The 5808-nt window shown below is 62.3% G+C and carries 5 protein-coding genes and 1 pseudogene; 1 reads left to right on the plus strand and 5 read right to left on the minus strand.

Annotation, left to right across the window (positions count from 1 at the left end):
* From EN884_RS22785 to EN884_RS22800, 4 genes and pseudogenes are all read right to left on the minus strand, one after another.
* Window positions 1-197, minus strand: a pseudogene (locus EN884_RS22785) (3-oxoacyl-ACP synthase); the annotation flags it as partial.
* 9 nt (window positions 198-206) lie between these two features.
* A complete protein-coding gene (gene plsX, locus EN884_RS22790) occupies window positions 207-1277 on the minus strand; it encodes a phosphate acyltransferase PlsX (RefSeq protein ID WP_024504675.1) in 1071 nt (356 codons plus the stop codon).
* A 112-nt stretch (window positions 1278-1389) separates the two neighbouring features.
* Window positions 1390-1938 (minus strand): DUF177 domain-containing protein, encoded by a 549-nt coding sequence (locus EN884_RS22795; protein WP_013532234.1) that lies wholly within the window; start codon window positions 1936-1938, stop codon window positions 1390-1392.
* Entirely contained in the window at window positions 1935-2483 is a 549-nt protein-coding gene (locus EN884_RS22800; protein ID WP_063167769.1) for a ubiquinol-cytochrome C chaperone family protein, read from the minus strand. Before EN884_RS22800 ends, EN884_RS22795 begins: the two co-directional genes overlap by 4 nt.
* Window positions 2484-2597: 114 nt before the next feature.
* On the opposite strand from EN884_RS22800, the gene EN884_RS22805 reads away from it, so the two are divergent.
* Window positions 2598-3110 carry an outer membrane protein assembly factor BamE gene (locus EN884_RS22805; protein ID WP_013532236.1) on the plus strand — a complete coding sequence of 171 codons (513 nt, stop codon included), beginning with the start codon at window positions 2598-2600 and terminating at the stop codon, window positions 3108-3110.
* Between the two features lie 272 nt (window positions 3111-3382).
* Here the strand turns inward: EN884_RS22805 and EN884_RS22810 are convergent, their stop codons facing one another.
* Entirely contained in the window at window positions 3383-5524 is a 2142-nt protein-coding gene (locus EN884_RS22810; protein WP_128360746.1) for a sodium-translocating pyrophosphatase, read from the minus strand.
* Window positions 5525-5808: the final 284 nt, after the last annotated feature.

The raw sequence follows: 5808 nt of genomic DNA on the forward strand, positions 1-5808 counted from the left end.
TTGGCAAGTGCGGCACGTGCCGCCGCTTCCCCCAGCGAAGCGGTCGTCTCGTCATCGCCCGCGATGTGGCGCTGGCGAATGCCGGTGCGCTGGGCGATCCACTCGTCGGAGGTCTCGACCATGCCTTCGAAATCGGCATTCTTCATGATTCGGCGGGGCAGCGCGGCGCCCGTGCCGCGCACGACTGATCTGATCAAAGTTCTTTCCTATTCCTTTGCGTCGGTGACGACGTCGGATTTCCTAGATGACAGGGCGCGCGGGTTGCGCGCATGAAACAGGTCCAGATCGGCCTCGATACGGTCGAGGAGGTTGTTGCGGACCATGTCATAGCCGAGTTCGATCGCGGCGGCGAACCCGTCAGAATCAGCACCGCCATGGCTTTTGACGACGATCCCGCTCAGCCCCAGGAAAACGCCGCCATTGGAGCGGCCGACATCCATCTTTTCGCGCAAGCGGTTGAAGGCGCCCTTAGCGAAGACGTAGCCGATCCTGGCCATCAGGGTGCGGCTCATCGCGGCGCGCAGATAACCCGCTATCTGGCGCGCCGTGCCTTCCGCGGTCTTCAGAGCGATGTTGCCGGCGAAGCCCTCGGTCACCACAACGTCGACCGTGCCCTTGCCGATATCGTCGCCCTCGACGAAACCGTGATAGTTCATCGAGGCCATGTTGGCTTCGCGCAGCATGCGCCCCGCCTCCTTAACCTCTTCCTGGCCTTTGATCTCCTCGACGCCGACATTGAGCAGGCCGACGCTGGGCCGGGCTATGCCGAAGACCGAGCGCGCCATGCCGGTGCCGAGAATGGCAAAATCGATGAGCTGTTGCGCATCGGCCCCGATGGTCGCGCCGACATCCAGCACCACGCTTTCGCCGCGCAATGTCGGCCAAAGGGCTGCGATCGCCGGGCGATCGATGGTGGCCATGGTGCGCAGGCAGAATTTCGACATCGCCATCAGCGCACCGGTGTTGCCCGCGGAAATGCAGGCGTCGGCCGTGCCGGCCTTGACCGCTTCGACGGCCTTCCACATCGATGACTTCCAGCGGCCGTGGCGCAGCGCCTGGCTCGGCTTGTCGTCCATCCTGACCGCAATTTCGCAATGGAAGAATTCGCTGATCTCGGCAAGCTTGGGAAATTTGGCGAGCTCCGGGCGCACGACCTCCTCACGCCCGAAGATGACGAAGCGGATGTCGGGACGACGGGTCGCGACCGTCATGAGCGCTGGAATGACCACGGCTGGTCCGTGATCGCCGCCCATGGCATCGATGGAAATCCTGATCACGCGGTATTTGTCTCACGGTTAGGCGGCAGGTCGTTTAGCGACCGCGAAGGTTCGGCGAAAATAACGGTTTTGGGCTGCCACACAACCGACTTTTCCGTCGCGGGCGAGCTTTTCAGGATTTTCCCAGCAAGGATCGCAGTTTTTGCTGAAATTCATTCTCCGCCGGTTCGGTCTCGCTGCCGGCGTTGAGCGCTGCGCCCTGCTTACGCGGATAGGGGTCGATGGCGAGCCCGAAATACTGTTCGGCGAGTGCCCCGACATCGATCGTGTCACCGGAAAATGTCTCTGGACTGTCAGGGCCTTCCGCGTCGAGCAGGATCTCGCCGCCACCATCGAAACCCTGCCGTCCAAGCTTGGAATCCTCGGGCAGCAGCAGCGCTTCGACCGGTTCGTCGATATGCGCTTCGACAGGCTCGAGCGTGACGATGCAGGCCTGGGTGATGTCGGCTTCGACACGACCGCTTATCTTCACGCCATTGCGCTTCCACGACGCGACCAGAAGCTCGGCGCGATAGGATTCGACCGAAATCAACCCGTGCTCCTCGGCCAGTGCCGCACGCTGTGCGGCATCGGCTTCGACAACCAGCGGCAGGCCCTTTTGCGGCAGGCGCGTGATGTTTGCACGGAAGGAGACCGGGCTTTGCGGGTCCACATGCTTCATTGTTCAACCTCCTTGGCGGCGGGAAAGGTCAGCGTGCCGGAGACAATCGATTCGGATGTCTGCGCGGCCAGATGATTGCGCGCGTCGGTAACATAGTTGGCCAGCAGCGATGCTTCCAGCCAGGCGCCCGCGTCGGGCCGGACATTGCGGGCAAGAGCCGCGGTCAGCGCTTCATGGTCGTTTCTTTCCAGGGCATCGTCATAGGCAGCGGTTCGGCCATAAAACATCTTTGCCAGCTTTTTCATGCGTTTGGGCACGCCAACGTCGCCAATGCCCAATTCCCGCAACGAATGGTCGACGTCGAGGAAGAACTCGTCGATCAGCACCTGGGCGACCTCTTGCGCCGCACCGCTCTCACCGCGCAACCTGTGCTGGAACAGGAACATGTGCAGCGACAGCATCTCGAAACGGCCAAGCGGCGTGTCTGGCACATTCCAGTGGGAATAAAACACCGTCTGCCGCGCCGCCGCCACGATTTGTGCGTAAAGCGCCTCGGTGATAGCGCGGTTGGCGTAGCGTTCGCGGCCAAAAAAGCGCTGGAACATTGGGGATGGTCTCCTGGGGACCGTTTGTTGAAGTGGGCTTGTTGCATCGGCAAGCAAGCTGGTTTACCGGTTTCGCGGCCCAGCGCAAGTTGCGGCCAGCTAATGGAGTTGTTGTTGCGCGCGCTGAATTTCAAGTCGACCTTCTCGTCCAGGCCCGCCGGCGCGATCTCGCTGCTGATGATCGTTTCGGCACTATCGGCCTGCCACACCTCCAAGATGATCGGCGACCTCAGCCCGAGTGAGACGCTGACGCAAGGTTACGTCATAGACCAGCAGGCAATCGACCTGGTGCCGGTCGGTTCGAGCCGCGAGCAGGTGCTTCTGGCGCTCGGCACGCCGTCGACGACCGCGACCTTCGACAACGAGGCCTTCTATTACATTTCGCAGACGCGCAAGCGCTACGTCGCCTTCGACAAGCCACGGCTCATTGATCAGCATGTGCTGGCGGTCTATTTCGGCGCCGATGGCCGCGTCACCCAGATCGCCAATTACGGGATGAAGGACGGCAAGATGTTCGACTTCATCTCACGCACCACACCGACCGGCGGCAAGGACCAGAACTTCCTCAGCCAGATCATCAACGGTGCCAGCAAGCTGGCACCCAGCATTCCGGGCGGCGGCGCCTAATTCCTTTCGGCTTCCATTCCGGGAGCCTCATCATCTCAGACGACCAAAAACCCGCGGGAGCGATCCTGCGGGTTTTTGTTGTGGCCTCGATCAGGGCAAGATCCCCGTATGTTTGCCGGCGATGCTTAAGCCGTCGAAACCCAAGCCGGTAGATGAGATACCGGCGCATTTACCGCATGCAAGAGATCGGCTTGTTGACGCGTCGACATGGCATTGCTCAACAAAAAACCCGCGGGATCGCTCCCGCGGGTTGTTTCGGGCTGAAGCCTAGATCAGCCGTGCGCGAGCACGGCCAGCAGCAGGAGCGCGACGATGTTGGTGATCTTGATCGCCGGGTTGACGGCGGGGCCAGCGGTGTCCTTGTAGGGATCGCCGACCGTGTCACCGGTCACCGAAGCCTTATGCGCCTCGGAACCCTTGAGATGCTTGACGCCGTCCTTGTCGACAAAGCCGTCTTCGAAGGACTTCTTGGCGTTGTCCCAGGCGCCGCCGCCAGAGGTCATCGAGATAGCGACGAACAGGCCGTTGACGATGACGCCGAGCAGCGAGGCACCCAGCGCTGCAAAGGCAGACGCCTTCGAGCCCGAGATGAGCAGCACGCCGAAATAGACGACGAGCGGCGCCAGCACCGGCAGCAGCGACGGGATGATCATTTCCCTGATTGCCGCCTTGGTCAGAAGGTCGACCGCGCGGGCGTAGTTCGGCTTCGAGGTGCCGGCCATGATGCCCGGATCCTCGCGGAACTGCTTGCGCACCTCCTCGACGATGGCGCCCGCCGCACGGCCGACGGCCGTCATGGCGATGCCGCCGAACAGATACGGGATCAGCCCGCCGAAGATCAGGCCGGCGACGACGTATGGGTTGGAGAGATCGAAGGAGATCTCGCCCATGCCCTGGAAGTAGGGATATTTGTCGCCATTGGCGGCGAAGAACTTCAGGTCGTTCGAGTACGCGGCAAACAGCACCAATGCGCCGAGACCAGCGGAGCCGATGGCGTAGCCCTTGGTCACCGCCTTGGTGGTGTTGCCGACCGCGTCGAGCGCGTCGGTGGAGTGGCGCACTTCCTTGGGCAGGCCGGCCATTTCGGCGATGCCGCCGGCATTGTCGGTGACCGGGCCGAAGGCATCGAGCGCAACGATCATGCCGGCAAGGCCGAGCATCGTCGTGACCGCGATCGCCGTACCGAAGAGGCCGGCAAGCTGATAGGTCGAGATGATGCCGCCGACGATGACGATCGCCGGCAGCGCCGTCGATTCCAGCGAGACCGCGAGGCCCTGGATGACGTTGGTGCCGTGACCGGTGACCGACGCCTGGGCGATGGAATTGACCGGGCGCTTGTTGGTGCCGGTGTAGTATTCGGTGATGACCACGATGAGACCGGTCACCACGAGGCCGATCAGGCCGCAGATGAACAGGTTCTTGCCGGTGATGACCATGCCGGCGACCGTGCCGACCTCACCCCAGCCGAGCGTCACCTGGGTGGCGACGCCGAGGCCGACGATGGACAGCAGGCCAGTGACGATCAGGCCCTTGTAGAGTGCGCCCATGATCGAGCCGTTGGAACCGAGCTTGACGAAGAAGGTGCCGACGATCGAGGTCAGGATGCAGGCGCCGCAGATGGCGAGCGGATAAAGCATGGCCGCACCCAACACGGCGGTGCCGCCAAAGAAGATGGCAGCCAGAACCATGGTGGCGACGACAGTCACCGCATAGGTTTCGAACAGGTCAGCGGCCATGCCGGCGCAGTCGCCGACATTGTCGCCGACATTGTCGGCGATCGTGGCCGGGTTGCGCGGATCGTCTTCGGGAATACCGGCTTCGACCTTGCCGACGAGATCGCCACCGACGTCGGCGCCTTTGGTGAAGATGCCGCCGCCGAGACGAGCGAAGATCGAGATCAGCGATGCGCCGAAGCCGAGCGAGACCAGCGAGTCGATGACGATGCGGTCATTGGGCTGGAGGCCCATGAAGTGGGTCAGGATGAGGTAGTAGATCGACACGCCGAGCAAGGCGAGGCCAGCAACCAGCATGCCGGTGATGGCGCCCGATTTGAACGCGATGTCGAGGCCGGCAGCGAGACTGTTCGATGCGGCCTGCGCCGTGCGAACGTTGGCGCGAACGGAGACATGCATGCCGATGAAGCCGGCGGCGCCTGAAAGCACCGCTCCGATCAGGAAGCCGATCGCGGCGGTGATGGACAGCAACCACCAGGCGAGCACGAGGACGACGACGCCAACGATGGCGATGGTGGTGTACTGACGCGCCAGATAGGCTTGTGCGCCCTCGCGGATAGCCGCGGAGATTTCCTGCATGCGTGCATTGCCCTGATCGGCAGCAAGGACCGAACGTGTCGCGCAGATGGCGTAAAGGATTGAAAGCAGGCCGCAGGCGATGACGGCGGAAATAATTGTCATTGCCGGATTTTCCTCGATTGATGGCCCAAAAGAACCCCTCCCTGGGCCGTTGAGACAAAGACCGGATTCCGAGCACGGAATCCGCCTCTTCGCAGCGGTGTATGCGAAACAGGGCTGCGAACGTCAAGATATTGTTCGGTTTTTGCCCGGCTTTCGCCCAAATGGTTGGGACCAGGCGGCGGCTGCCGTCAGCACCCTGCGATTAGATCGATTGAAATTAGCCCTGACGCAGGGCGTGGCTACTCTGCCTCCCGGCCCATCCGGCGCGCCGTGTAGCGCTCTAT

The sequence above is a fragment of the Mesorhizobium sp. M7A.F.Ca.AU.001.01.1.1 genome, assembly GCF_004022735.1.
GTDB classification, from domain to species: domain Bacteria; phylum Pseudomonadota; class Alphaproteobacteria; order Rhizobiales; family Rhizobiaceae; genus Mesorhizobium; species Mesorhizobium ciceri.